The organism is Microbacterium ureisolvens, from assembly GCF_019511645.1.
Lineage (GTDB): Bacteria > Actinomycetota > Actinomycetes > Actinomycetales > Microbacteriaceae > Microbacterium > Microbacterium ureisolvens_A.
Window position 1 is genome coordinate 735,853 of the sequence record NZ_JAEUAX010000001.1, and the last position, 23,989, is coordinate 759,841.

At 69.6% G+C, this 23,989-nt stretch carries 23 protein-coding genes; 2 read left to right on the top strand and 21 right to left on the bottom strand.

The annotated features are described in order from the left end of the window. Positions 1 to 34: 34 nt before the first annotated feature. The 3 genes from dnaE to JNB61_RS03540 form a co-directional block, all read right to left on the bottom strand. Positions 35 to 3,505: a DNA polymerase III subunit alpha gene (gene dnaE / locus JNB61_RS03530; protein WP_222855120.1), complete on the bottom strand. Its 3,471-nt coding sequence runs from the start codon at positions 3,503 to 3,505 to the stop codon at positions 35 to 37. A 157-nt stretch (positions 3,506 to 3,662) separates the two neighbouring features. Continuing rightward, positions 3,663 to 4,112 carry a DinB family protein gene (locus tag JNB61_RS03535; protein WP_220289338.1) on the bottom strand — a complete coding sequence of 150 codons (450 nt, stop codon included), beginning with the start codon at positions 4,110 to 4,112 and terminating at the stop codon, positions 3,663 to 3,665. Positions 4,113 to 4,121: 9 nt separating this feature from the next. Continuing rightward, positions 4,122 to 4,691 (bottom strand): GNAT family N-acetyltransferase, encoded by a 570-nt coding sequence (locus JNB61_RS03540; RefSeq protein WP_220338736.1) that lies wholly within the window; start codon positions 4,689 to 4,691, stop codon positions 4,122 to 4,124. A 78-nt stretch (positions 4,692 to 4,769) separates the two neighbouring features. Between JNB61_RS03540 and JNB61_RS03545 the strand changes: the two genes are divergently transcribed. Further along, complete coding sequence (locus tag JNB61_RS03545) at positions 4,770 to 5,246, top strand: NUDIX hydrolase (RefSeq protein WP_220338737.1); 477 nt, start codon at positions 4,770 to 4,772, stop codon at positions 5,244 to 5,246. A 24-nt stretch (positions 5,247 to 5,270) separates the two neighbouring features. On the opposite strand, the gene JNB61_RS03550 is transcribed toward JNB61_RS03545, so the two are convergent. The 9 genes from JNB61_RS03550 to murC form a co-directional block, all read right to left on the bottom strand. Continuing rightward, positions 5,271 to 6,191, bottom strand: a complete 921-nt coding sequence (locus JNB61_RS03550) for an RluA family pseudouridine synthase (protein ID WP_159844609.1) — start codon at positions 6,189 to 6,191, stop codon at positions 5,271 to 5,273. Position 6,192: 1 nt separating this feature from the next. Further along, a complete protein-coding gene (lspA, locus tag JNB61_RS03555) occupies positions 6,193 to 7,002 on the bottom strand; it encodes a signal peptidase II (RefSeq protein ID WP_374226604.1) in 810 nt (269 codons plus the stop codon). Positions 7,003 to 7,005: 3 nt separating this feature from the next. Then, the gene (locus tag JNB61_RS03560; protein ID WP_220289335.1) at positions 7,006 to 7,572 is read right to left on the bottom strand and encodes a DivIVA domain-containing protein; all 567 of its coding nucleotides are present in this window, start codon (positions 7,570 to 7,572) and stop codon (positions 7,006 to 7,008) included. 135 nt (positions 7,573 to 7,707) lie between these two features. Continuing rightward, positions 7,708 to 8,007 (bottom strand): YggT family protein, encoded by a 300-nt coding sequence (locus JNB61_RS03565; protein WP_056367105.1) that lies wholly within the window; start codon positions 8,005 to 8,007, stop codon positions 7,708 to 7,710. A gap of 9 nt (positions 8,008 to 8,016) precedes the next feature. Next, positions 8,017 to 8,481 (bottom strand): cell division protein SepF, encoded by a 465-nt coding sequence (locus tag JNB61_RS03570; protein WP_220289416.1) that lies wholly within the window; start codon positions 8,479 to 8,481, stop codon positions 8,017 to 8,019. Positions 8,482 to 8,513: 32 nt separating this feature from the next. Further along, a complete protein-coding gene (locus JNB61_RS03575) occupies positions 8,514 to 9,200 on the bottom strand; it encodes a YggS family pyridoxal phosphate-dependent enzyme (protein WP_220338738.1) in 687 nt (228 codons plus the stop codon). After that, entirely contained in the window at positions 9,201 to 10,355 is a 1,155-nt protein-coding gene (gene ftsZ, locus JNB61_RS03580; RefSeq protein ID WP_220289333.1) for a cell division protein FtsZ, read from the bottom strand. Between the two features lie 177 nt (positions 10,356 to 10,532). Further along, complete coding sequence (locus JNB61_RS03585; protein WP_220338739.1) at positions 10,533 to 11,546, bottom strand: FtsQ-type POTRA domain-containing protein; 1,014 nt, start codon at positions 11,544 to 11,546, stop codon at positions 10,533 to 10,535. Between the two features lie 7 nt (positions 11,547 to 11,553). After that, positions 11,554 to 12,960 (bottom strand): UDP-N-acetylmuramate--L-alanine ligase, encoded by a 1,407-nt coding sequence (gene murC / locus JNB61_RS03590; RefSeq protein ID WP_220338740.1) that lies wholly within the window; start codon positions 12,958 to 12,960, stop codon positions 11,554 to 11,556. 172 nt (positions 12,961 to 13,132) lie between these two features. Between murC and JNB61_RS03595 the strand changes: the two genes are divergently transcribed. Continuing rightward, complete coding sequence (locus JNB61_RS03595; protein WP_220338741.1) at positions 13,133 to 13,504, top strand: GntR family transcriptional regulator; 372 nt, start codon at positions 13,133 to 13,135, stop codon at positions 13,502 to 13,504. Positions 13,505 to 13,510: 6 nt separating this feature from the next. On the opposite strand, the gene JNB61_RS03600 is transcribed toward JNB61_RS03595, so the two are convergent. The 9 genes from JNB61_RS03600 to rsmH all read right to left on the bottom strand — a co-directional run bounded on the left by JNB61_RS03600 (position 13,511) and on the right by rsmH (position 23,891). Further along, the gene (locus tag JNB61_RS03600) at positions 13,511 to 13,918 is read right to left on the bottom strand and encodes a hypothetical protein (protein WP_220338742.1); all 408 of its coding nucleotides are present in this window, start codon (positions 13,916 to 13,918) and stop codon (positions 13,511 to 13,513) included. Position 13,919: 1 nt separating this feature from the next. After that, positions 13,920 to 15,005 (bottom strand): UDP-N-acetylglucosamine--N-acetylmuramyl-(pentapeptide) pyrophosphoryl-undecaprenol N-acetylglucosamine transferase, encoded by a 1,086-nt coding sequence (locus tag JNB61_RS03605; protein WP_220338743.1) that lies wholly within the window; start codon positions 15,003 to 15,005, stop codon positions 13,920 to 13,922. Positions 15,006 to 15,123: 118 nt separating this feature from the next. Further along, a complete protein-coding gene (gene ftsW / locus JNB61_RS03610; protein ID WP_220338744.1) occupies positions 15,124 to 16,419 on the bottom strand; it encodes a putative lipid II flippase FtsW in 1,296 nt (431 codons plus the stop codon). Next, positions 16,349 to 17,923, bottom strand: coding sequence for a UDP-N-acetylmuramoyl-L-alanine--D-glutamate ligase (murD, locus tag JNB61_RS03615; protein ID WP_220338745.1), 1,575 nt, complete (start codon positions 17,921 to 17,923; stop codon positions 16,349 to 16,351). Before murD ends, ftsW begins: the two co-directional genes overlap by 71 nt. Then, positions 17,920 to 19,032 (bottom strand): phospho-N-acetylmuramoyl-pentapeptide-transferase, encoded by a 1,113-nt coding sequence (gene mraY / locus JNB61_RS03620; protein WP_220289325.1) that lies wholly within the window; start codon positions 19,030 to 19,032, stop codon positions 17,920 to 17,922. The genes murD and mraY overlap by 4 nt, the downstream gene beginning before the upstream one ends. Then, positions 19,029 to 20,444: a UDP-N-acetylmuramoyl-tripeptide--D-alanyl-D-alanine ligase gene (locus JNB61_RS03625; protein ID WP_220338746.1), complete on the bottom strand. Its 1,416-nt coding sequence runs from the start codon at positions 20,442 to 20,444 to the stop codon at positions 19,029 to 19,031. Before JNB61_RS03625 ends, mraY begins: the two co-directional genes overlap by 4 nt. Positions 20,445 to 20,470: 26 nt before the next feature. After that, positions 20,471 to 22,255 carry a peptidoglycan D,D-transpeptidase FtsI family protein gene (locus JNB61_RS03630; RefSeq protein WP_220338747.1) on the bottom strand — a complete coding sequence of 595 codons (1,785 nt, stop codon included), beginning with the start codon at positions 22,253 to 22,255 and terminating at the stop codon, positions 20,471 to 20,473. Between the two features lie 68 nt (positions 22,256 to 22,323). After that, a complete protein-coding gene (locus JNB61_RS03635) occupies positions 22,324 to 22,926 on the bottom strand; it encodes a hypothetical protein (protein WP_220289322.1) in 603 nt (200 codons plus the stop codon). Continuing rightward, the gene (gene rsmH / locus JNB61_RS03640; protein WP_220289415.1) at positions 22,923 to 23,891 is read right to left on the bottom strand and encodes a 16S rRNA (cytosine(1402)-N(4))-methyltransferase RsmH; all 969 of its coding nucleotides are present in this window, start codon (positions 23,889 to 23,891) and stop codon (positions 22,923 to 22,925) included. The genes JNB61_RS03635 and rsmH overlap by 4 nt, the downstream gene beginning before the upstream one ends. Positions 23,892 to 23,989 lie beyond the last annotated feature (98 nt).

Sequence of the window (23,989 nt, forward strand, 5' to 3'; positions counted from 1 at the left end):
CGGCGACATGCGCGCACGCGCCCACACCCTGGTTTCACCCGAGGCACTGCGGCCCGAGAAGACCCTTGAGCTCGCCGTACAGATCCGGGGTGATCCGCACGGTGTGCGGCACCTCGAAGACCTTTGCCACTGTGCCGCTGTGGAGCTTGAGCGACACCTCCGTGTCGCCCGCGTGCCGATTCAAGGTCTGCAGGAGCTCTCCGACGAGCGCCTCGCTCGCGCGGCGTTCGGGAATGATCAGCACCAGTGCGCTGGACTCGTCCATGCTGCCCAGATCGGGCGAGAACGCCGACTGCGCATGGAGGTTCATGCCGTCGTCGCGGCGCGACACGCGGCCTCGCACGACGAGGATCGAGTCGGCCTGCAGCATGTGCTGGAACTCGGTGTAGGTCTTGCCCATGAACATCACCGTGATCTCGCCGTCGAAGTCCTCGACGGTGATCATGCCGTAGGGGTTGCCGCTCTGCTTGGCCACGCGATGCTGCACACTCGTGACCAGGCCCGCGATGGTGACCTGGTCGCCGTCGCCGACGTCTTCAGAGGCGAGCAGGTCGTGGATGCTGGTCGACGCGTGCTTCGCGAGCGGGATCTCGAGCCCCGCGAGCGGGTGGTCCGACACGTAGAGGCCGAGCATCTCGCGTTCGAATGCGAGCTTGTCCTTCTTTGTCCACTCGGGTCGCTCGGGCACCTTCGCCGCCTGCTGCGGCTCGTCGTCTCCCCAGAGCGAGTCGAAGTCGAAGCCGACCTCGCCGTTGGCCTCGCGGCGCTTGTCGAGCACCGCCGCCTCGGTGGCGTCCTCGTGGATCTCCATGAGCGCACGGCGCGTCGACCCCATCGAGTCGAACGCCCCCGCCTTGATCAGCGATTCGACGGTGCGCTTGTTCGCCACGTGGGCGGGCACCTTGGAGAGGAAGTCGTGGAAGCTCGTGTAGTTCGCGTCGGCGCGCGCGGCCACGATGCCGTCCACGACGTTGCCTCCGACGTTGCGCACCGCGCCGAGACCGAACCGGATGTCTTCGCCGACGGCCGCGAAGTAGCGGATCGATTGCCCGACGTCGGGAGGGAGCACCTTGATGCCCATGCGGCGGCACTCATTGAGGTACACCGCCATCTTGTCTTTCGAGTCGCCGACGCTGGTGAGCAGCGCCGCCATGTACTCGGCGGGATAGTGGGCCTTGAGGTACGCCGTCCAGTAGGAGACGAGCCCGTACGCGGCGGAGTGCGCCTTGTTGAAGGCATAATCCGAGAAGGGCAGCAGGATGTCCCACAGCGCCTGGATCGCGGCTTCGCCGAATCCGCGCTCCTTCATGCCGCCCGAGAAGCCCTCGTACTGCTTGTCGAGCTCGGACTTCTTCTTCTTGCCCATGGCGCGGCGAAGGATGTCTGCTTGCCCGAGCGAGAAGCCGGCGACCTTCTGCGCGATGGCCATGACCTGCTCCTGATAGATGATCAGGCCGTAGGTCGTGTCGAGGATGTCTTTCAGGGGCTCCTCGAGTTCGGGGTGGATCGGCGTGATGTCCTGCAGGCCGTTCTTGCGCAGCGCGTAGTTCGTGTGCGAGTTCGCCCCCATCGGGCCCGGGCGGTACAGGGCGATGACGGCCGAGATGTCTTCGAAGTTGTCGGGCTTCATGAGCCGCAAGAGGGATCGCATCGGGCCGCCGTCGAGCTGGAAGACGCCCAGCGTGTCGCCCCGGGTGAGCAGATCGTAGGCGGGGCGGTCGTCGAGCGTCAGGTGCTCGAGATCGAGCTCCTCCCCGCGGTTGAGCCGGATGTTGTCGAGCGCGTCGGAGATGATCGTGAGGTTGCGCAGCCCCAGGAAGTCCATCTTGATGAGGCCGAGGGTCTCGCACGACGGGTAGTCGAACTGCGTGACGATCTGGCCGTCCTGCTCGCGCCGCATGATCGGGATGATGTCGAGCAGCGGTTCCGAAGACATGATCACGCCGGCCGCGTGCACGCCCCACTGCCGCTTCAGCCCCTCGAGCCCCAGCGCACGGTCGAAGACCGTCTTCGCCTCGGGATCGGTCTCGATCAGCGTGCGGAACTCGACAGCCTCCTTGTAACGCGGATGCTGGGGGTCGAACATGCCGTCGAGCGGCATGTCCTTGCCCATGACGGGCGGTGGCATCGCCTTGGTCAGCCGCTCCCCCATGCTGAACGGGAACCCGAGCACGCGTCCCGCGTCTTTCAGGGCCTGCTTCGACTTGATGGTGCCGTACGTGACGATCTGCGCGACGCGCTCGGAACCGTACTTCTCGGTGACGTAGTCGATCACCTCGCCGCGGCGCCGGTCGTCGAAGTCGACGTCGAAGTCGGGCATCGAGACGCGATCGGGGTTGAGGAAGCGCTCGAAGATGAGGCCGTGCTCGAGCGGATCGAGGTCGGTGATCTTCATCGCGTATGCGACCATGGAACCTGCACCGGACCCGCGGCCCGGACCGACGCGGATGCCGTGGTCCTTCGCCCAGTTGATGAAGTCGGCGACGACGAGGAAGTACCCCGGGAATCCCATCTGGAGGATGATGCCGGTCTCGTACTCGGCCTGCTTGCGCACCTTGTCGGGGATGCCGCCCGGGTAGCGGTAGTGCAGGCCGCGCTCGACCTCTTTGATGAGCCAGCTGTCTTCGGTCTCGCCGTCGGGCACAGGGAACCGTGGCATGTAGTTCGCCGCGGTGTTGAACTCCACCTTGCAGCGTTCGGCGATCAGCAGCGTGTTGTCGCACGCCTCGGGGTGATCCCGGAACAGCTGGCGCATCTCCTGCGCGGTCTTGATGTAGTAGCCGTCCCCGTCGAACTTGAACCGGTTGGGGTCGTCGAGCGTCGACCCCGACTGCACGCACAGCAGCGCCGCGTGCGCGTCGGCCTCGTGCTGGTGCGTATAGTGCGAGTCGTTGGTGGCCACCAGCGGGATGCTGAGATCCTTCGCAAGCCGCAGCAGATCCGCCATGATCCGCCGCTCGATCGAGAGCCCGTGGTCCATGATCTCGGCGAAGTAGTTCTCCTTGCCGAAGATGTCCTGGAATTCCGCGGCCGCCGCGCGCGCGGCGTCGTACTGGCCCAGGCGCAGGCGCGTCTGCACCTCGCCCGAGGGACAGCCGGTGGTGGCGATGAGCCCCTTGCCGTACGTCTGGAGCAGCTCGCGGTCCATGCGCGGCTTGAAGTAGTACCCCTCCATGCTCGACAGCGAGCTCAACCGGAACAGGTTGTGCATGCCCTCGGTGGTCTCGCTCCACAGCGTCGTGTGCGTGTACGCGCCGGAGCCGGACACGTCGTCGCTCTTCTGCTCCGGTGTTCCCCACGCGACGCGGGACTTGTCGCTGCGGTGCGTGCCGGGGGTGACGTACGCCTCGAGCCCGATGATCGGATTGATGCCGGCGGCCTGTGCGGCCCGGTAGAACTCGAACGCCGCGAATGTGTTGCCGTGGTCGGTGACCGCGATGGCCGGCATGCCGTACTCGGCCGCCGCCTGCGTCATCGCACCGATCTTGGCCGCTCCGTCGAGCATCGAATACTCGCTGTGCACGTGCAGATGGACGAAGGAATCGGATGCCACGCATCGAGTCTAGGTTCGGCCATCGACACCGGCTGCGGGATCCGGCGTGAGTCGCCGACTCCCGCCGTCAGGTCCCTTCACCCTCGACTCGAGGGTGAAGGTGCTCGTGTCAGAACTCCTCGTCGAGCGCGTACTGGCGCTGCCACGACTCCGGGCGGTCGATCCCGAGGCCGTACAGGTAGCGGATGAGCTGGCCGTGGTGCTGCGTCTCGTGTTCGAGCAGCGCAAGTGCGTATGTGAGGGATGCCTCGTCCTCGGCGTCGACCCCCGCGATCCAGTCCTCCACGTCCGCTGCGGTGCGCGTGAACGCCGCGCGCAGGGCCGCAGCATCCGTCGTGTGCTCACCGGTGACGGGACTCGTGAAGCCCTTCCACTCCCCCGCGCGCGCCGCACGAGGGTAGCTCTCACGAGCCCCGAGCACGCACCAGAGCTGGTGGCCCACCGTGTCGGACGGCAGATCGGCGAGGTGCGAGCCCAGTTGCTCCGCCGAGACCGCGTCGACGAAGTCGAGGTAGAGGGTGTTGGCGCGGGAGAAGCGACGGCGCAGGAGTTCGTTCACGCCTCCACGCTAGAGCTCGAGGCGCATCAGCACGCGGGGAAACCCCGACAGCACCGATCCGGTGTCGGCCGCCTTGACGAATCCCGCCTGTTCGAAGAGCCGGCGCGTGCCGACGTACGCCATCGTCAGATCGACCTTCTCGCCTCCGTTGTCGACGGGGTAGCCCTCGAGCACCGGAGCGCCCTGATCTCGTGCGAACTCGACGGCACCGTCTACGAGCGCGTGCATGATGCCCTTCTTGCGATGACCCGGCCGCACACGGAAGCACCAGACCGACCAGGCATCCTGATCGTCGACGTGCGGGATCTTGCGGAACGTCGCGAAATGCGTACGCGTCCGAGGAGCCACCCCCGCCCACCCCACGACCTCGTCGCCGTCGTACGCGAGGACGCCGATGGGTCCCTCCTCATCGATGAGCCGCCGCACCCGCTCACCACGTTGCGGGCCCTTGAGGGCGATGTTCTCCTTCGAAGGGATCCGGTAGCTCAGGCAGAAGCACACGCTGGACGCCGGATTCTTCGGGCCCACCATCGTCGCGACGTCTTCGTAGACGGTCGCCGGTCTCACCACGATCGACATGCGAACACTCTGCCCGCCGCCTCCGACATGGTCCAGACGGTGGCGATCGCGCGGCGGAGCGGCGCATAAGGTGTCAGCATGCCCACCCCTGACTTCGTTCTCGAGCTGCGCGAGAAGATCGGCACGCACCCGCTCCCCCTGGTCGGCGTGACGGCGGTGGTCGTTCGCGACGGACGCGTGCTCCTCGGCCGCCGCAGTGACAACGGCCACCTCACGCCGATCACCGGCATCGTGGACCCCGGCGAGGAGCCCGCCGACGCAGCCGTGCGCGAGACCCTCGAGGAAGCCGGAGTGGTCTGCCGCACCGACCGGCTGGCCTGGGTTCACCAGATCCCGCGCGTCACATACGAGAACGGCGACCAGAGCGACTACCTCGACCTCACCTTCCGGTGCACGTGGGTGTCGGGCGAGCCCTACCCCGCGGACGGCGAGATGACAGAGGTCGGCTGGTTCGACCTCGCACCGCTTCCCGACGAGGTCGGGGCCGACATGCGCCGGCGCATCGAGTCTGCCCTCAGCGACGAGGCGGTCGCGCGGTTCGAGGGCGGCCGCTGAACTCCGGTTCGTGCATGTCCGCGCTCAGTCGCCGCGCAGCACGCCGAGCGCGTGGGCCAGGTCGGCCGGATAGTCCGACGTGAACGTGACCCACTCCCCCGCCGTGGGATGGGCGAACGAAAGCTCGTGCGCGTGCAGCCATTGGCGCGTGAGGCCGAGCCGCGCCGACATCGTCGGGTCGGCTCCGTACAGAGGATCGCCCACGCACGGGTGCCGATGCGCGGCCATGTGAACGCGGATCTGGTGGGTGCGGCCGGTCTCGAGGTGGATCTCGAGCAGCGACGCACCGGGGAACGCCTCGAGCGTCTCATAGTGCGTGACCGAATCCTTGCCCTCGGGGGTCACCGCGAACTTCCACGAGTGGGACGGATGCCGCCCGATCGGCGCGTCGATCGTACCCGCGAGCGGGTCGGGGTGGCCCTGCACGACGGCGTGGTAGATCTTGTCGACCTCGCGCTCCTTGAAGGCGCGCTTGAGCGCGACGTACGCGCTCTCGGTCTTGGCGACGACCATGAGGCCGCTCGTGCCGACGTCGAGTCGGTGCACGACGCCCTGGCGCTCGGCGGCCCCGGTCGTCGCGATACGGTAGCCGGCGGCGGCGAGGGCGCCGAGGACGGTCGGCCCCTCCCATCCGAGGGAGGGGTGCGCCGCGACGCCGGAGGGTTTGTCGATGACCACGATGTCGTCGTCGTCGTAGACGATGCCCAGGTCGGGCACCTCCACGGGGACGACCCTGGGCTCCTCCTTGGGCGTCCACGCCACCTCGAGCCACGCGCCGCCGCGCAGCTTGTCGGACTTCGCCAGCGTCCGCCCGTCCATGGTGACGCCGCCCGCCTCGGCGACCTCGGCGGCGAACGTGCGCGAGAACCCGAGCATCTTGGCGAGGGCCGCGTCCACGCGGGCGCCGTCGAGGCCGTCGGGGATGGGAAGGCTGCGCGAGTCCACGTCAGAGCTGGGCGCCGGACTCGGGCCGCTTCGGATCGTGGCCCGCCTCGTGCTCGGCCTCGTACTCCTCGGCCTCTCGCTCGGCCTCTGCTTCGACCTCGCGCTGCTCGGCCTCGCTCAGCGGCGGCAGCCCGCGCTCGGCCGCAGGGATGCCGGCATCCGGGTCGGCGACGGGGAACTCGTCGCCGAAGCCCTCCACCGTGCCGCCCGAGGCGAACTGGTCGCCCGCGGCGCCGAGAAGCGTCTCATCGCCCTCGTTCTCATCCTTGCCCTTGCGGCCGTGGTCGCGCGTACCGTCCATGTGAACCCCCACGAGTACCAAGAGTGCGATCGCGATCATGTCGCACACGATGAAGATGTCGGCGACGTTGTAGATCGCCGGGGACATGCCGGGGAAGAACCACATCCACGGCGTGTTGATGAAGTCGACGACGTGCCCGACCCCGAAGCCGGGATCGCGGAACAGGCGGTCGGTGAGGTTGCCCAGCACGCCGCCGAGGAGGAGCCCGAGGGCGACCGCCCACAGGCGCGAGCGCACCCGTGTCGCGGCGAGCCACGCGATGACGACGGCGACGGCGGCCAGCGCGATCGTGAAGATCCACGTGACCTCCTCTCCGAGCGAGAAGGCGGCGCCGGGGTTGCGGGTCAGGTAGAAGCTCAGGAAGTCGCCGAGGACCTCGACCGGTTCCTGGTAGGGCAGGTTCTCGAGCGCGAGATACTTCGCCAACTGGTCGGCGGCCAGCACCAGCATCGCGAGAACCGCGATGATGGTGCCGGCCGCCGCCTGACGAAGGGGTGGTCGGCGCGACAAGGCCTAGAGGCCCAGCGCGGAGACCGGCTGTGCGCCGGACGCCGTCGCCGTGGTCTCGAGGTCGCGCAGCTTGCCCTCGATGTAGCTGCGCAGCTGTGCGCGGTAGTCGCGCTCGAAGTTGCGCAGCTCGGAGATGCGGCCCTCGAGCGTCGTGCGCTCGCGCTCGAGCTTCGACAGCTCCTCGCGACCCCGGGTCTCGGCCTCGGACACGATCGACGCGGCCTGCGACTTGGCGTCGGCGATGAGCTGGTCGCGCTGTGCGATGCCCTCGGCGACGTGCTCGTCGTGCAGGCGCTGGGCCAGCTCGATGATGCCGGCGCTCGCGGCGGGGGCGGTACCGGCCGCGGGGGCCTCGGCGGCGGGCGCCGGGGCGGCAGCCGGGGCAGGCGCTGCCGCACCCGACTCGTACGCCGCCAGCTTGGCCTTCAGCTCTTCGTTCTCGGTGAGAGCCTTGCGCCACTCCACGACGATCTCGTCGAGGAAGTCGTCCACCTCATCCGGGTCGAAACCCTCCTTGAAGCGGACGTGCTGGAACTGCTTGGTGACGACGTCATCGGGGGACAATGCCATGGTGATTCCTCTTTCGAGCGTCTGGTCGCTGGCCGATGTCGGGGCGGCCGCCGGCTGGCGGCCGTTCGTATCAGCAAAGCATAGTCATCGGTTCTGAGAGTGTCGAAGGCGACGATCGCGTCGGAATGAGTCGGTTCAGCCCGCGATGGTGCGGGTGATGCTGAGCAGGATGAAGCACAGCAGCATCGTCAGCGCGAACCCGAAGTCGATCGCGATGGCACCCACACGCAACGGCGGGATGAACCGGCGGAAGAGCCGGATGGGCGGGTCCGTGACGGTGTAGATGATCTCGGCGGCGACGAGGCCGGCGCCGCGCGGGCGCCACTCGCGATTGAAGAACGGGATCCAGTCGAGGACCAGCCGCGAGAGCAGCACGAAGACATAGAGGAGCAGCGCGAGATTGAGGATCGCTGCGATGAGTTGGACGACTGCCACGTAGCCAGATTACGGCTGCGCGAAGGGAACCGACTCCGGATCCGCCTGCGCGACCGCGCCGTCGCCCGACACGGCGACGTTCTCGGGCGAGAGGAGGAACACCTTGCTGGTGACGCGCTCGATACGTCCGTAGAGGCCGAGCGACAAGCCGCTCGCGAAGTCGATGAGGCGCCGCGCGTCGGCGTCGCTCATCTGCGAGAGGTTGATGATCACGGGGATGCCGTCGCGGAAGTTCTCCGCGATGATCTGGGCATCGCGGTACTGCTTGGGGTGCACCGTCAGGATCTCGTTGATGGCCGCGGGCGCCGGCTGACGGACGACCGCGGGACGGTGGATCGGGGTCACCGGCGCCGCCGGCTTGTCGACCACCTTCTCGGAGGTGCGAGCACGCGGCTGAGGGGCCGGCTCTTCGTAGACCTCTTCCTCGTCCGCGAGTCCGAGGTACACCATGGTCTTCTTGAGCGGGTTCGACATCTGATCCTCCGTAGTGCTCATCTGTTCCGAGGCTAACCGCGTTCTGGCCTGGGTCCGGTGATTGCCGACCCGATGCGTAGGTGTGTCGCGCCTGCCGCGATGGCCTCGGCGAAGTCCGCGGTCATGCCCGCGGAGATCCAGCCCGCGTCGGGGACGACCGAGCGCACGACATCCGACAGGGCGCTCAGGCGCTCGAAGGCGGGCGCCGGCGGCTCGTCCAGTGGCGCCACCGCCATCACCCCTCGCACGCGGAGCGAAGGCAGCGCCGCGGCATGCGAGGCGAGCGCCTCGAGGTCGCCCGGTGCGACGCCGCCGCGACCCGGGTCGTCCGTGAGGTTCACCTGCAGCAGGACGTCGAGCACCGCATCGTCCGGCCCGGCGGCGGCGTCGAGGGCGTCGGCGAGACGCGTGCGATCGAGAGAGTGGACGACGGATGCTGCGGCCCGGATCGCGCGCGCCTTGTTGGTCTGCGCCTGCCCGATGAAGTGCCAGCGCAGACCCTCGAGGTGTCCGACCTCGACGGCCTTGCGGCTGAACTCCTGCTGACGGTTCTCCCCCACATCGCGCACGCCGAGCCCGTACAGCTCCTCCACGAGCGTCGCGGGGTGGAACTTCGTCACGACGATGCGGGTGAGCTCGGACGGATCGCGATGCGCTGCCCGCGCAGCATCCGCGATCCGCTCATCGATCGCCGCGAGACGCTCGGCGAGGCCTCCCACTTACTTGAGGAAGTCGGGGATGTCGAGGTCGTCGTCGCCGAAGGCGGTGTCGTACGACGACTCCGTCACCGCGCCGACGGTCACGGGAATCGCAGCCGGCGTCTCGACCACGTCGCGATCCTTCGCGGCCTCGTCGGCGGGCGTCACCGGCACGGCGGGTGCCGAGACGACGCGTGCGGCCGCGATCGGCTCGATGCGGGCCTGCGGCTCGCCGCCGTCGAAGCCCGCCGCGATGACCGTGACGCGCACCTCGTCGCCGAGCGTGTCGTCGATCACGGTACCGAAGATGATGTTCGCCTCGGGGTGGGCGGCCTCCTTGACCAGCTGCGCCGCGTCGTTGATCTCGAAGATGCCGAGGTTCGAGCCGCCCTGGATCGACAGCAGCACGCCGTGAGCGCCCTCGATCGAGGCCTCGAGCAGGGGCGATTCGACGGCGAGCTCGGCGGCCTTGATGGCGCGATCCGCCCCCCGTGCCGAGCCGATGCCCATGAGGGCCGACCCGGCTCCCTGCATGACCGACTTGACGTCGGCGAAGTCGAGGTTGATGAGGCCGGGCGTCGTGATGAGGTCCGTGATGCCCTGAACACCGGCGAGGAGCACCTGGTCGGCGGTGGCGAACGCCTCGATCATCGAGATGCCGCGGTCGCTGATCTCGAGCAGGCGGTCGTTCGGCACCACGATGAGGGTGTCGACCTCTTCCTTCAGGCGCGCGACGCCCGACTCGGCCTGCTGCTGGCGACGACGCCCCTCGAACGAGAAGGGCTTCGTCACGACACCGATCGTGAGTGCTCCTATCGACTTCGCGATCTTCGCGACGACCGGGGCACCGCCGGTGCCGGTGCCGCCGCCCTCGCCCGCGGTGACGAAGACCATGTCGGCGCCGCGCAGCGCCTCCTCGATCTCCTCCGCGTGGTCTTCGGCGGCACGGCGCCCCACCTCGGGATCGGCACCTGCGCCGAGCCCCCTCGTCAGCTCGCGGCCGACGTCGAGCTTGACGTCGGCGTCGCTCATGAGCAGCGCCTGGGCGTCGGTGTTGATGGCGATGAACTCGACGCCCCGCAGGCCGAGCTCGATCATGCGGTTGACCGCGTTCACGCCGCCGCCGCCGACGCCGACCACCTTGATGACGGCGAGGTAGTTCTGGTTCTGGCTCATGCCGGCCTCCGTAGCCCTGGACCTGTCTAAACCTTCAACCTCTAGTAGAGGTATAAAGAATTGCCCGGTATGCAATTCCTTTGTCACGAAGGTAGGCGGACGCCGCGCGCGTGCTCGGACCGAGGCGGCGTGTCGCGGCATCCGGTGCCGGAAGTCGGCTCGAGACGCCCGCCGAGGTCAGCGGACGACGACGGCGTCCGGTGAGGAGACGTCGTAGGACGACACGTCGGCGGGCGGGCGAGCCGCCATGGTCGACTGCAGTACGAGCGCTTTCTTCGCCGACTCCTCGGCGCTCCCCCACACCACCTGGGTGTTGGTGCCGCCCAGCTCGAGCGTGACGTCGTCGGGGGTGGAGGCGGCGACCGCGGTCACCTGCGCGCGGATCTCCGCCGGCAGCGTTCTCATGACCTGGCCGGCTGCGGCGAAAGCCTCGGAGTCCACGCCGCCGGTGATCGTGAGCAGCGGCGTGCCCGGGCTCGGCGTCGCCGTCGTCGACAGCGCGACCCCCGCGGCATCGACGAGCGTGTACCCGGCGCGGGTCTCGATCAGCCCGATCGGGGTGCGCTCGACGATGCGCACCACGAGCTCGTGCGGCGGACGCGCCTCGAGGGCGTACGTCTCGATCAGCGGGAACGCGACGAGCTCCGCTTTGATGGCGCTCTCGTCGACGAGCGGCAGAGGCGTGCCGAGCTGCCCCGACAGCGCGTCGGTGATGTCGGCGACGGCCAGCTGCTGCGCACCGACGACGGTGATCTTCTCCACGCCGAACAGCGGACTGTAGGCGGCACCGAGGGTGCCGAGGGCGAGGAGGAGGACGGATGCCGCCACCCCGAGCCAGACCGCCCTCCGGCGTCGCTGGCGCGCGGTGAAGCGGCGGATCTCGGCGCGCAGCGCCCTGCGCCGGGCGCGAGCGGCCTTGAACACGTCGAGGAAGCCGACGTCGGCGGCATCCGTTCCCTGGTTCGTCGTCGTGTCTTCGGCGGTCGGCTTCGCGTCGGGCCGCGGCGCCGGCGATGCCAGCGGGATGACGGGAGCCGTGGGGCGCTCGTCGGGCGTCGGCTCTTCGGGCTCCCGCTCGGGCGTCCGCGGCACAGGAGCCTCGACGGCACGGGCGGCGCGCGGCGGCGCTGCCTTCTCCGCCGTGCCGCGCGAGGCGGCCGGCGACTGCGGCAACGGCGACGGGCGGCGCATGCGACCCCTACGCTTCGGCGCGCTCGCGCGCGAGGGCCTCGAGCACCTGCGGGATGATCAGGTAGACGTTGCCGCAGCCGAGAGTGATGACGTAGTCGCCTTCTCGGGCGACCGAGGCCGTGTAGTCGGCGGCCTTCTGCCAGTCGGGCACGTAATGCACGTGCGACGGGTCGGCGAACGCGTCGCTCACGAGCTCGCCGGTCACCCCCGGCACCGGGTCTTCGCGAGCCCCGTAGACGTCGAGCATGACCGTGTGGTCGGCGTACTGCTCGAGCACCTCGGCGAACTCGCGGTACATCTCCTGTGTCCGCGAGTAAGTGTGCGGCTGCTGGATCGCGATGAGGCGCCCGTCGCCGACGACCGACCGCGCGGCGGCCAGGGCCGCGGCGACCTCGGTCGGGTGGTGCGCGTAGTCGTCGAAGACGCTGACACCGCGCTCGACGCCGTGCAGCTCGAACCGGCGCACAGTGCCCGCGAAGCCCTCGACCGCGCGGACCGCCGGCTCGAGGTCGTGCCCGAGCGTGAGCAGCACGGCGACCGCGCCGGCGGCGTTGATCGCGTTGTGAGCGCCGGGCACCGGCAGCTGCGCGTCGACGGTGGCGCCCTCGTGCGTGAGGCGGAACGAGACCGGGCCGTCGGTGACGATGTCGGTGACCCGCACCGCGGCGCCCTCGGCCTCGCCGAATGTGACCACGTTCGGGTGGGTCAGCTGCGCGGTCACGCGCTGCGCGCCCGCGTCGTCGGACGAGATGACGACGGCTTCGCGCGCCTCGTTCGCGAACCGGGCGAATGCGGCGTAGAACGCGTCGCGCGTGCCCCAGTGGTCGAGGTGGTCGGGGTCGACGTTCGTGATGAGCGCGATCGAGGTGTCGTACAGCAGGAACGTGCCGTCCGACTCGTCGGCCTCGATGACGAACAGGTCGTCGTCGCCGCTGCCGCTGGAGACGCCGAGCTGCGCGATCACGCCACCGTTGACGAAGGTCGGCCGGACGCCGAGGTCGCGCAGCGCGGTGACGATCATGCCCGTCGACGTGGTTTTGCCGTGAGCGCCGGCCACCGAGACGAGCCGGCGGCCGCCGATCAGCCAGTACAGCGCCTGGGACCGGTGGATCACGTGGAGGCCGCGCTCCTTGGCGAGCACGAACTCAGGGTTCTCAGGCCAGATCGCGCCGGTGTGGACGACGGTGTCGACGTCGTCCGCGAGGTTCGCGGCGTCGTGCCCGACGTAGACGGTCGCGCCGAGCGCGGCGAGCTCGCGCAGCGCCTTGCTGTCGGCGCGGTCGGAGCCCGAGACGCGGATGCCGCGCTCCAGATACATGCGGGCGAGTCCCGACATGCCGGATCCGCCGATGCCGATGAAATGGGCGGCGGTGATGTCGTCGGGAATGGGGAGACTGAGATCGGGTCTGATCATGACCGGTCAAGTCTAAGTTGGGCGACGGATGCCGCGGCCCCGGCGCGCTGGGACCGCGCGCGTGAGCACGGCGTTGTGTTGACACATTGATACAGAGGGCGGCACAATCGACGTCATGGCCGGAGAGTCCGATATGTCGTTCGAGGCGTCCGTGTCAGGAGGAGCACCCGCAATGATCGTCATCGATCCTTCCTCCGCGGTTCCGCCGTTCGAACAGCTGCGCACCGGGCTCGTCGACGCCGTCGCGTCGGGCGAACTCGCAGCGGGCGCGCGACTGCCCACGGTGCGCCGCCTCGCCGAGGACCTGGGTGTCGCACCCGGCACGGTCGCCCGCGCGTACCGCGAGCTCGAGGCATCCGGAATCATCGAGACGCGTGGCCGCAATGGCACCTTCGTCGCCTTCGACGCCGACCCCGCGCGTCAGCAGCTCCAGCGCGCCGCCGCGGCGTTCGCCGCGCAGGTGCGCGACCTGCACCTCGACGCCGAGGAGGCGCTCGTCGTCGTCACCGCCGCGCTGCGCGCCCCAGGGGCCATCACGGCCTGAGCCCGATCACAGCCGGGTGTTCGTGCACTCCCCCAGCTGTGACATCGACAGGGCGTCGGGGCATTCGTCGAGCCACCAGCCCTCGCCGTACGTGTCCTTCGTCAAGTCGGTGTAGATCTCCCACCCGCCACCCGGAAGCACGCGGTAGTACACCGTGAACGGGTCGCCCTCCGTGGTGGCCCGCGTCACGGCGAGCTCGGCGCCGGCGGTCGTGGCCTCCTCGAGGCACGCGATGTCTTCCGTCGGCACCGCCTCGCCCTGCCCCAGTCGCACGCTGCCGCACGACGGCAGCTCCGCGCGCTCGAGGAAGGCCGCCGGCGTGGGTCCGCCCTGGGGCTCCCCCGGGCCGACGACACAGCCGCTCAGCGCGAGCAGGCTGACGCCCGTCAGCGCCGCCGCCGTCGCCCGGATCATCTCAGGCGCGGAGGGCGTCGTCGATCATCGCGACGACGTTCTGCGTACCCGTGCGGGTCCCGACGGATGCTGCAGCTGCCGTCATCGCCGCGCGGCGGGCCTCGTCGGCCAGGAGCGGCACGATCTCGGACCGCACGCGGTCGCCCGTGAACTCCGCGTCGGGGATCAGGATCGCCGCGCCCGCGCGGACTGCGGAGGAGGCATTCAGCGCCTGCTCGCCGTTGCCGACGGCGTAGGGCACGTAGGCCGTGGGGATGCCCAGCGCGCTGATCTCGCTGACGGTGGCCGAGCCGGCGCGCGAGACGATGAAGTCGGCCAGGGAGAAGGCGAGGTCCATGCGGTCGACGTAGCGGCGGACGACATACCCGGCCGCGCCGGGGTCGACGAGTTCGGAACGCTCGCCGGTCACGTGCAGCAGCTGCCAGCCTGCGTCGACCACCGCGCGCCAGCCCTCGCCGTGCCCCTCGCCGAAGGCGGCATTGAGCCGCTGGGCGCCGAGCGAACCGCCGAACACGAGAAGCACCGGCCGTGCCGGATCGAGGCCGAAGTACGCGGCGGCCTCCTCGCGGAGCGCGTCGCGGTCGAGCGAGACGATCTCGCGGCGCAGCGGCATGCCGACGACCTTCGAGCGCTTGAGCGGGGTCCCCGCGAACGCCACCCCGACGCCCGCGGCGCGGCGGGCGCCGAGCACGTTCGCCAGGCCCGGCCGCGCGTTCGCCTCGTGCACGACGAACGGCACGTTCTCCCGCCGCGCCGCGATGTACGCCGGAGCCGACGCGTAGCCGCCGAACCCGACGAGCACGTCGACGCCGCGCTGGGCGATGTGCCCGCGCACCTGCGAGATCGCGCGCGGGAAGCGCGCCGGGAACGCGGCCGCCGCCCTGTTCGGGCGTCGCGGGAACGGCACCTTGTCGACGAACAGCAGCTCGTAGCCGCGCTCGGGCACGAGCCGCGCCTCGAGCCCCTCCCGGGTGCCGAGCACGAGCACCTCGGCCTCGGGGTCGCGCGCGCGCAGTGCGTCGGCGACAGCCAGGAGCGGGTTGACGTGGCCGGCGGTGCCACCGCCGGCGAGGAGGTACGTCGTCACTCCCCGAGCCTATCCGGCTCGGCCCCTCAGGGTTCGGGGCGCGTCGCGATCGTTCGGGGCGCAACGAGTGCGCCCCGAACGCAGGGCGCGCGCCCCAAACCCGGACCCGGGATCGAGGTCAGCGGACGGCGCGGAGCTTCGCGCGCTCGCGCGCAGCGCGGGCCTCGGCGATGGCGGCCTCGCGCCGTGCGACAGATGCCGGCAGCGACCGCGCGAACGCGAGCAGCACGCCGCATGCCAGCAGCACCGAGAGCAGCGACGTGCCGCCCTGCGACATGAACGGCAGCGGCACACCGAGCACCGGGAACACGCGCAGCACGACGCCGATGTTGATGAGCGCCTGGCCGACGATCCACACGGTGATCCCGCCGGCGGCGATGCGCACGAACGGGTCGTCGGTCTTGCGGATGACGTGGAACGCGCCCACGGCGAACAGAGCGAACAGCGCCAGCACGACGGCGCAGCCGATGAGGCCCAGCTCCTCACCGACGATGGCGAAGATGTAGTCGTTCGCGGCGGCGGGGAGCCAGTCGTACTTCTCCCGCGAGTTGCCCAGGCCCAGGCCGAAGATCCCGCCGCTCGCGAGTCCCCAGATGCCGTGCAGCGGCTGGTAGCAGTCGTTGAAGTAGTCGTCAAGGCAGTTGGGGTTGAGGAAGCTCATGAACCGGCGCATGCGGTCGGGGCTCGTCACGGCGAGGAACGCCACCGCCCCGGCCGCGGCGATCGCCGGCAGGACGAAGATGCGCAGCTTGACGCCCGAGAAGAACAGCGCGCCCAGCACGATGAGCACGAGGATCATCGCGGTGCCGAGGTCATCGCCGGCGAGCACCGTCGCGATGGCCAGCCCGGCGACGGGGACCAGAGGGATGAACACGTGCTGCCACTTGGTCAGCAGTGTGCGCTTGCGGAACAGCACGAACGCGACCCAGAGCGCGAGGCCGAGCTTGAGGAACTCCGAGGGCTGGGCCTGGAATCCACCGATGATGATCCAGTTGCGGTTGCCGTCGGCGCCGTGGCCGAGCGGGGTGAAGACGAGCAGCTGGAACGCGACGCCGAAGATCAGCGCCGGCCACGCCATCTTCTTCCAGAAGGTCACGGGCAGGCGGCTCGCGATGAACATGAGCGGGATGCCGATCACGGCGAAGACGACCTGCTTGATCACCATCTCCCACGGCGCCTCGCCGGCGGCCGTCGCCGTCGCGGAGGTCGCCGAGAGCACCATGACCAGCCCGAAGACGGTCAGAAGCAGCGTGGTCGAGGCGATGAGGAGGAACTCGCTCGGCACGGGTGCGAACACGCGCCCGAGCGATACGCGAGCGGCGAGTCCGCGCCGCCCGGGCTTCTCAGCCTCGGTCGCCGGAGTCGTCGGGGTCGGGCGCGTCTGCCGGCTCCGCGGCGGCTGCGTCGTCGTCACCCGGGGCCCCCGATTCGATCCGATCCCTCACGGCCGCCGCGAATCTGCGGCCGCGGTCCGCGTAGGACGCGAACTGGTCGAAGGATGCCGCGGCGGGAGCGAGCAGAACCACGTCCCCGTCACGCGCCACCCCTGCCGCCAGTTCGACGACACGCGCCATGACCTCTTCAGTCTCATCGGCGTCGACCTCGAACACCGGCACCGTCGGCGCGTGTCGCTCGAACGCGGCGACGACCTCTCCGCGTTCGAGCCCGATGACGATCGCGGCCTTCGCCGCGGCACCGCGCCCGGCGACGAGCTGAGAGATGTCCACGCCCTTGAGCAGACCCCCCACCACCCATACGGCGCCCGGGTAGGCGGCGAGCGACGAGGCCGCGGCGTGGGGGTTGGTCGCCTTGGAGTCGTCCACCCATGTCACGCCTTCGTGGCGCGCGACGACCTCGATGCGGTGCGGGTCCAGCCGGAACCCGCGCAGCGCGTCACGGATCGCCACGGGTGCCACGTCCAGCGAGCGCGCGAGCGCCGCCGCGGCGAGGATGTTGGACACGATGTGCGGCGCCGCGAGGCCGAGCGAGCCGAGCTCCTCCACCGTGGTGAGCTCCAGGACGCTCTTGTGCCGGTCCTCGAGGAACGCCCGGTCCACGACGATGCCCTCGACGACGCCGAGGTCGCTCGGCCCCGGCACGCCGAGGTCGAAGCCGATGGCGCGGGCACCCTCGACGACGTCGGCCTCCTCGACCATGCGCTGGGTGGCAGCATCCGCCTTGTTGTACACGCAGGCGACGCGCGTGTTGTCGTACACGTGGGCCTTGGCGGCGCGATACTCCTCGAACGAGCCGTGCCATTCGAGGTGGTCGTCGGCGAGGTTGAGGCACACGGCGGCGTGCGGGGACAGCGGGTCGGGCGAATCCTGCAGCCCGAGGTACCAGAGCTGGTGGCTCGACAGCTCGACCACCAGCGCGTCGAAGCCGGAGGGGTCGCGCACCGCGTCGAGCACCGGTGTGCCGATGTTGCCGACCGGCGCGGCGCGCAGGCCCCCCGCGACGAGCAGGCTGGCCGTGAGACGCGTGGTCGTGGTCTTGCCGTTGGTGCCCGTGATGAGGATCCAGTCGGCGGGGGTGCCGTCCGCTCGCACCACCTTGTCGCGCACGCGCCATGCGAGCTCGACATCTCCCCACAGTGCGATGTCGTTCTCGCGCGCCCACGAGATGAGCGGATGCCGCGGCGCGAAGCCCGGCGACGCCACGACGACCTCGGGGGCGAAGTCCACGAGTTCGGCCGGCACCGACGCCAGCGGTCCGGTCCACAGTCGTGCGCCGATGACGGGCAGCAGGCGCTCGTACTCCTCATCGGCCTTCTCGGTCACGACGAGGACGTCGGCGCCGAGCTCGGCCAGCGTGTCGGCGACGGAGAACCCGGTGACCGACAGGCCGAGCACGGCGACCCGCAGGCCCTTCCAGTCGGCGTTCCAGCTGGTGAGGGCGCGGAGGCGATCCGAGGTCATGTGCGAGAGAGCCATTCGACGTAGAAGAATCCGACACCCGATACCGCCAGGAGGCCGGCGATGATCCACATGCGCACGACGATCGTGACCTCCGACCAGCCCCGCAGCTCGAGATGGTGGTGGAACGGGCTCATGAGGAAGAGGCGCTTGCCGCGCGTGATCTTGAAGTAGAGCCGCTGGAGGATGACCGAGCCGGGGCCGATGATGAAGACGCCGGCGACCAGCACGGCGAGCAGCTCGGTGCGGGTGAGGATCGCCATCGCGGCGATCACGCCGCCGATGGCCATGGATCCGACGTCACCCATGAAGACCTTGGCCTTGGGGGCGTTCCACCAGAGGAACCCCACCAGCGCGCCGACGAAGGACGCCGAGATGATGGCCAGATCGAACGGGTCGCGCGTCGGATAGCAGGCGGCCTTCGCCGCGGCCGAGAGGGCGTCGCTCCCCCAGCACGCCTGATTGAACTGCCAGAAGGCGATGAGGCTGTAGGCGCCGACGACGAAGATCGCCGCTCCCGCCGCCATGCCGTCGAGGCCGTCGGTCACATTCGTGCTGTTGGAGAACGCGACGCCGATGAAGGTGACCCAGGCGAGGTAGAGGATCCAGCCGGCAATGAGCCCGAGGGTCATGAACCCGAGGGCCGGCACGTCCCTGAAGACGGAGATGTACGGCGACGCCGGCGTCTGATCGAACTGGTTGGGGAAGTTCAGCGCCACGATGCCGAACGGCACCGTGACAGCCACCTGGCCGGCGACCTTGCGCCAGCCGCTCAGGCCCATGAACTTCTGCTGGCGCACCTTCATGTAGTCGTCGATGAAGCCGACCGCCCCGAGGCCGACCATCATCCAGATCACGAGCAGACCCGAGATCGTCGGAGGGTTGTTGCCGACGTAGCACCCGACCAGGTAGCCGACGATCGTGCCGACGATGAAGATCGTGCCGCCCATGGTCGGCGTGCCGCGCTTGGTCTGGTGGTTGGGGTTGCGGATGTCTTCAGGCGTCCGGATCACCTGGCCCCAGCCCCATTTGCGGAAGAGCCGCAGGAACACCGGGGTGAGGAAGAGGGTGAATGCCAGCGAGATCGCCGCCGCAGTAAGGAGAGATCTCACGAGAACGATTCTCCCAGACGATCGCCGAGGAACCGGAGTCCGGCCGAGTTCGACGACTTCACCAGCACGCGGTCGCCGTCCCGCAGCTCTCCCTGCAGGTAGTCGAACGCCTCGTCGGCGGTGGAGAAGAAGACGGCCTCGTTGTCCCACGAGCCCTGCGCGACGGCCTCGAGGTACATGCGGCGCGCCGCGTCTCCCACGACGATGATGCGCTGGATGCCGAGCCGCACGGCCAGCAGCCCGACGCGATCGTGCTCCTCCTCGGCGTACTCCCCGAGCTCGCTCATCGCCCCGAGCACCGCGACCGTGCGCTCGTCGGGACCGGTGATCTGCGCGAGGGTGCGCAGGGCCGCCGCCATCGAGTCGGGGCTGGCGTTGTAGGCGTCGTTGATGATGCGCACGCGCTCCGACCCGAGCGGCTGCATGCGCCACCGCTCGGCGATCTCCACGGTCTCGAGGCGCGCGACCGCGTCGGCGAGGGAGACCCCGAGCGTCGTCGCGGCGGCGATCGCGGCCAGGGCGTTCATGACGTGATGCTCGCCCAGCACCCGCAGGCGCAGCGGCACCGAGACGCCGTCGGCGGTGACGGTGAACGAGGTTCCGGATGCCGTGACCACCACGTCGTCGGCACGCACGTCCGTCGCGGCCGGGCCGCGGCCGAACCAGCGCACCGAAGCGCCCCGCTCGGCGGCGATGGGGGCCATCGCCGAGACGCGCGCGTCGTCGGCGTTGAGCACCGCCACTCCCCCGGTGCTCAGCGCGCGCACGAGCTCGGACTTGGCGTGGAAGGTCGCCTCGATCCCGCCGAATCCGCCCGCGTGCGCCATGCCCACCATGAGCACGACGCCGACGTCGGGATCGACGAGCCCCGCGAGCCGGGCGATCTCGCCGGGCGCGCTCGCGCCGAACTCGCTGACGAGGTACTTCGTGGACCCGGTCACGCGCAGCATCGTGAGCGGAGCGCCGACCTCGTTGTTGAACGACGCCTTCGGCGACACCGTCTCGCCCTCGCCCTCGAGGATGCGGGCGAGCAGATTCTTCGTCGTCGTCTTGCCGTTCGACCCGGTGATGCCGACGACGCGCAGGTCTCCGGCATCCTTCACCGTCTTCACGACCTCGCGCGCGAGGTCCGCGAGCGCGGCGACTGCATCGGGCACCACGATCTGGGACACGGATGCCTCGACCCGCCGCTCGACGAGGGCGAGAGCGGCGCCCTTGTCGACGGCGGCGTCGACGAACAGGTGCCCGTCGGTCTCTTCCCCGGGCTTGGCTACGAAGATGCCGCCAGCCTCGATGAGTCGTGAGTCGGTGTCGACGGCCCCCGACACGACGGTGTCGAGGGTGTCGTCGTTCGCGAGGTGCACCTCGCCCGAAACGGCACGGGCGATCTGGGCGATGTTGAGCGCGATCATGTGGGGAACTCCGGAAGCTCGGGACACTACCCGAACTTGGGCAGCAGCTCCGGCGACGTCGTCGAGGGCATGACGCGGTAGGTCTTGAGAACCTGGGTCATGGCCTTCTGGAACGCGGTCGCGTTGGCCGCAGACGATGTTACCTTCGTCGGCTCGTCGAGGGTGACGACGACGACGTACTCGGGGTCGTCGGCCGGGGCGAAGCCGACCATCGTGGTGTAGTAGACGCCGGCCTTGTAGTTGCCCTGGCCGTCGCTCTTCTCACCCGTGCCCGTCTTGCCGCCGAGCCGGTAACCGGGGATCGCGACCGTCTTGGCGTAGGGCGCCTGCAGGAACACGTTCTCGAGCATCTCTCGCATCTGCGCCGACGTGCTCTCGCTGACGACCCGCTCCGGCTCGGCGAGGTCCGGCTCGACGACCGTGCCGTCGGCCTTGGTGCACGATTCGATGATCTGCAGCGGCATCTTGACGCCGCCGTTCACGATCGCGCCGTACGCCCGGGCGAGTTCGGGCATGGTCGTGGTGACACCCTGGCCGAACGAGGTGTTGAGTGTCGTCTGGGCGCCCCACTGGTCTGCCGGGTAGATGAGCCCCTGGCCTTCGCCGGGATACCCCGAGGCGGTGCCCTCGCCGATGCCGAAGCGCTTGAAGTAGTCGTAGCGCGTCTGCTTGTCGACCTTCTGGCTGAACTTCGAGATGCCCGCGTTCGACGAGTCGATGAGCACACCGGTGAGCGTGTAGGTGTACGCCGGGTGCTGGAAGGAGTCGCGCACGCGCGCGCCCCCGTCGAAGTTCTCGAGACCCGATGCCACCACGGTCGAGTCCGGCGTCTGACCGCCGGCATCGATGACGGTCGCCGCAGTCAGGCCCTTGAAGGTCGACCCGGGCTCGAACCAGTCGGTGAAGATGCTGCTCGTGCGGTCCTTCACCTCGGCCGCGGCGAAGTCGTTGGGGTCGACCGTCGGGTATTCGGCGGCGGCGCGCACCTTGCCGGTCTTCACCTCGTAGACGAGGATCGCGCCGCGCTGCGCGGCCATCGTCTGCGTCTGCTCGGCGATGAGCTGCTGCATGTACCACTGCAGATCGCGGTCGATCGTCAGCTGCAGCGTGCCGCCGTCCGTGGCGGGCGTCTCCTGCTCGGTGCCCGGGATGACGACGCCGTCCTTGCCCTTCTCGTACGTGCGCGTGCCGTTCGTCGCGGCGAGGCAGTCGTTCTGGGATTGCTCGAGACTCTCGAGCGGGGTGCCGTCGGCTCCGACGAAGCCGATGAGGTTGCCGGCGACCGCGCCGTCAGGGTACGTGCGCGCGGGGTGCGAGACGCATGCGATGTACGGCGTCTTGAGGTCGGCCAGTGCGCGGAACTGCTCCGTCGACACGCCCGTCTTCAGCACCGCGTACTGCGAGTTCGGGTCCTCGGCGAGGGCGGTGCCCACGATCGCACGGACCTCTTCGGGCGTCTGCCCGGTGATCTCGGCGACGTCGTTCGACACGTCCGCCCACAGCCGGTCGTCCGAGTCGCCCGCGAGCACCTGCTCGTCGATCTGCGTGATGAGCAGCGGAGACAGCTGGCAGTCATAGCGAAGGATGCTGCCCGCCAGAGTCTGCCCGTTGGTGTCGACGATCGCGCCGCGGGTGCCGTAGAGCGTCTGCTCGCCGGCGAAGGCGACGTCGAGAGAGTCCTTGATGTGGTCGTCGGCGTTCACGACCTGGATGTCGACGAGGCGCACGATGAATCCGGCGAGCACCGCCAGCACGACGGCCAGGGCCACGACGGTTCGGCGGCGGGGACTTCTCGTGCTTCGTGTCGTCATCTGCGTCTCGTGCTCTGCGCCTCGTGCAGTGGGGCGTCTCGATCGGTTCTCGGCTCGGCGTCGTCGCTTCAGTGTGTGCTCGGAGTGGGCAGTCCATCCGTGATCGGCGGCGGAGTGTTGCCCACTCCGCCGTCGGGCGTCTCGGCGACCTCGACCGGCAGCCCGTCGATGGTCGCGTCGGGCACGGTGACGAGAGGGGTGTTCGTGATGAGCGCGTTGGGCACCGATCCGCGGCCGATCGCGTCGACCGACGAGGTGCCCATCGCGACCTCGGACGGACCGAGGATCGCGCCGTCGCTGAGGCGAAGGTAACTGGGCGCTTCGTTGATGACCATGCCGAGCGCGGCCGCGTTCGCGGCCAGGTACTGGGGGGAGCTCAGGCCGGCGACGTCGTCGTACAGGATCTGCTTCTCGTACGTGAGGTCGCGCTGCTCCTTCGTCAGGGCTGCGATCTCGTACGTGCCCTGCGTCGTCATGATCGACAGCGACATCTGGGCAGCGGCGATGAGGAACGCCCCCAGCACCGCCACGATGCCGTAGAAGAGCTTCGGGCGACGCCGGCGTGCCGGCGCGTCGAGCACCCGCAGCCGGCGGCGCGGGGCATCCGTCCTTTCCGGGGCGACGGCCCGGCCGAGGCGCGCGCTGGTGGTGGCGTTCGCGATCGTGCTCATGCGGCACCCTCCGCGTGCTCGGGCCTCACGCGCTCAGCGGCTCGGAGGCGCACCGGCGTCGCGCGCGGGTTGACCGCGCGCTCCTCGTCGGTGGCGAGCTCGGCACCTTTGACGAGCAGTCGGAACTTCGGCGCGTGCTCGGGCAGCTCGACCGGCAGCCCCTGAGGAGCGGTCGACGCCGAGGCATCGGCGAACGCGCGCTTCACGAGCCTGTCTTCGAGGGACTGGTACGAGAGCACGACGATGCGGCCCCCGACCGGAAGGATGCCGAGCGCCGACGGCACCGCACGCTCGAGCACCGACAGCTCGCGGTTCACCTCGATGCGCAGCGCCTGGAACACGCGCTTCGCGGGGTGGCCGGTGCGCTGGGCGGCGGCGGGAGTCGCCGCCTGCAGGATCTCGACCAGCCGGCCGGACCGCTCGATCGGCGCCTCCGCGCGCGCGGCGATGATCGCGCGGGCGTAGCGACCCGCGAGCTTCTCCTCGCCGTACCGCTCGAAGATGCGGCGCAGGTCTCCCTCGCCGTATGTCGCCAGGATGTCGGCGGCCGTCGTCCCCGCCGACTGGTCCATGCGCATGTCGAGCGGCGCATCCTGCGCGTACGCGAAGCCGCGGTCGGCGACATCGAGCTGCAGCGACGAGACGCCCAGATCGAACAGGATGCCGTCTGCCGCGGAGAATCCGCTCGAGGTCACCGCGTCCGCGATGCCGTCGTAGACGGTGTGCACGAGGTGCACGCGGTCGCCGAAGGGAGCGAGGCGCTCGCCCGCGATGCGGAGGGCGTCGGTGTCGCGGTCGAGGCCGACGAGCTGGAGCTTCGGGAAGCGCTGCAGGAACGCCTCGGAGTGGCCGCCCATGCCGAGCGTGGCGTCGACGAAGACCGCGCCGTCGCGCTCGAGCGCAGGTGCCAGCAGCTCGATGCAGCGCTCGAGCATGACGGGGGTGTGGATGTCGCGCGGGTTCATCATCATCGCCCGGCGGTCCTGATCCCCAGACCCTGATCCCCATCCGCTCCGACCTGGCGCCGGGGAAGTGGCGTCAGGGCACGAGCAGCTGGGAGTCA

What these genes read in the sequence shown, in the direction of transcription:
- dnaE (WP_222855120.1), bottom strand. Translation starts at nt 3,505, where the DNA reads ATGCTCGACGGAGCGGCCAAGATCGGTGCGATGACGCAGGCGGCGGCC.
- ftsZ (WP_220289333.1), bottom strand. Translation starts at nt 10,355, where the DNA reads ATGAGCCAGAACCAGAACTACCTCGCCGTCATCAAGGTGGTCGGCGTC.
- murC (WP_220338740.1), bottom strand. Translation starts at nt 12,960, where the DNA reads ATGATCAGACCCGATCTCAGTCTCCCCATTCCCGACGACATCACCGCC.
- JNB61_RS03595 (WP_220338741.1), top strand. Translation starts at nt 13,133, where the DNA reads ATGATCGTCATCGATCCTTCCTCCGCGGTTCCGCCGTTCGAACAGCTG.
- JNB61_RS03570 (WP_220289416.1), bottom strand. Translation starts at nt 8,481, where the DNA reads ATGTCGAACCCGCTCAAGAAGACCATGGTGTACCTCGGACTCGCGGAC.
- JNB61_RS03540 (WP_220338736.1), bottom strand. Translation starts at nt 4,691, where the DNA reads ATGTCGATCGTGGTGAGACCGGCGACCGTCTACGAAGACGTCGCGACG.
- JNB61_RS03635 (WP_220289322.1), bottom strand. Translation starts at nt 22,926, where the DNA reads ATGAGCACGATCGCGAACGCCACCACCAGCGCGCGCCTCGGCCGGGCC.
- JNB61_RS03560 (WP_220289335.1), bottom strand. Translation starts at nt 7,572, where the DNA reads ATGGCATTGTCCCCCGATGACGTCGTCACCAAGCAGTTCCAGCACGTC.
- JNB61_RS03630 (WP_220338747.1), bottom strand. Translation starts at nt 22,255, where the DNA reads ATGACGACACGAAGCACGAGAAGTCCCCGCCGCCGAACCGTCGTGGCC.
- rsmH (WP_220289415.1), bottom strand. Translation starts at nt 23,891, where the DNA reads ATGAACCCGCGCGACATCCACACCCCCGTCATGCTCGAGCGCTGCATC.
- JNB61_RS03625 (WP_220338746.1), bottom strand. Translation starts at nt 20,444, where the DNA reads ATGATCGCGCTCAACATCGCCCAGATCGCCCGTGCCGTTTCGGGCGAG.
- JNB61_RS03545 (WP_220338737.1), top strand. Translation starts at nt 4,770, where the DNA reads ATGCCCACCCCTGACTTCGTTCTCGAGCTGCGCGAGAAGATCGGCACG.
- JNB61_RS03600 (WP_220338742.1), bottom strand. Translation starts at nt 13,918, where the DNA reads ATGATCCGGGCGACGGCGGCGGCGCTGACGGGCGTCAGCCTGCTCGCG.
- JNB61_RS03585 (WP_220338739.1), bottom strand. Translation starts at nt 11,546, where the DNA reads ATGCGCCGCCCGTCGCCGTTGCCGCAGTCGCCGGCCGCCTCGCGCGGC.
- murD (WP_220338745.1), bottom strand. Translation starts at nt 17,923, where the DNA reads ATGACCTCGGATCGCCTCCGCGCCCTCACCAGCTGGAACGCCGACTGG.